The sequence below is a fragment of the Bacillus sp. DNRA2 genome, assembly GCF_012843265.1.
Lineage (GTDB): Bacteria > Bacillota > Bacilli > Bacillales > Cytobacillaceae > Bacillus_BU.
The window spans coordinates 1-1,560 of the sequence record NZ_JABAIT010000073.1 but is presented as its reverse complement, the minus strand read 5'-3'; the positions used below and the strand labels follow the sequence as shown (position 1 = coordinate 1,560).

At 51.2% G+C, this 1,560-nt stretch carries 1 rRNA gene; it reads right to left on the bottom strand.

The window, feature by feature from the left end:
- Positions 1–1,558, bottom strand: a 23S ribosomal RNA gene (locus HHO41_RS22255); the annotation flags it as partial.
- Between the last annotated feature and the right edge of the window lie 2 nt (positions 1,559–1,560).

Sequence of the window (1,560 nt, the reverse complement as noted above, 5' to 3'; positions counted from 1 at the left end):
GTAAATGGGATTTGCCTCATTTACAGCCTAACTGCTTAGACGCACATATCCAGCAGTGCGCTTACCCTATCCTCCTGCGTCCCTCCATCGCTCAAACGATAAATAGGTGGTACAGGAATATCAACCTGTTGTCCATCGCCTACGCCTTTCGGCCTCGGCTTAGGTCCCGACTAACCCTGAGCGGACGAGCCTTCCTCAGGAAACCTTAGGCATTCGGTGGATGGGATTCTCACCCATCTTTCGCTACTCATACCGGCATTCTCACTTCTAAGCGCTCCACCAGTCCTTACGGTCTAGCTTCAACGCCCTTAGAACGCTCTCCTACCACTGACATCAGAGATGTCAATCCACAGCTTCGGTGATACGTTTAGCCCCGGTACATTTTCGGCGCAGAGTCACTCGACCAGTGAGCTATTACGCACTCTTTAAATGGTGGCTGCTTCTAAGCCAACATCCTGGTTGTCTAAGCAACTCCACATCCTTTTCCACTTAACGTATACTTTGGGACCTTAGCTGGTGGTCTGGGCTGTTTCCCTTTTGACTACGGATCTTATCACTCGCAGTCTGACTCCCACGGATAAGTCTTTGGCATTCGGAGTTTGTCTGAATTCGGTAACCCGATGAGGGCCCCTAGTCCAAACAGTGCTCTACCTCCAAGACTCTTACTACGTGAGGCTAGCCCTAAAGCTATTTCGGAGAGAACCAGCTATCTCCAAGTTCGATTGGAATTTCTCCGCTACCCACACCTCATCCCCGCACTTTTCAACGTGCGTGGGTTCGGGCCTCCAGTTGGTGTTACCCAACCTTCACCCTGGACATGGGTAGATCACCTGGTTTCGGGTCTACGACCACATACTATATCGCCCTATTCAGACTCGCTTTCGCTGCGGCTCCGTCTTCTCAACTTAACCTTGCATGGGATCGTAACTCGCCGGTTCATTCTACAAAAGGCACGCCATTACCCATTAACGGGCTTTGACTACTTGTAGGCACACGGTTTCAGGATCTCTTTCACTCCCCTTCCGGGGTGCTTTTCACCTTTCCCTCACGGTACTGGTTCACTATCGGTCACTAGGGAGTATTTAGCCTTGGGAGATGGTCCTCCCAGCTTCCGACCGGATTTCACGTGTCCGGCCGTACTCAGGATCCACTCAGGAGGGAACGAAGTTTCAACTACAGGGCTTTTACCTTCTCTGGCTGACCTTTCCAGATCACTTCATTTACCCCGTTCCTTTGTAACTCCATGTAGAGTGTCCTACAACCCCAAGAGGCAAGCCTCTTGGTTTGGGCTATGTCCCGTTTCGCTCGCCGCTACTCAGGGAATCGCGTTTGCTTTCTCTTCCTCCGGGTACTTAGATGTTTCAGTTCCCCGGGTATGCCTTCAATACCCTATGTATTCAGGTAAAGATACTACTCCATTACGAGCAGTGGGTTCCCCCATTCGGAAATCTCCGGATCGAAGCTTACTTACAGCTCCCCGAAGCATATCGGTGTTAGTACCGTCCTTCATCGGCTCCTAGTGCCAAGGCATCCACCGTGCGCCCTTTCTAACTTAACCTA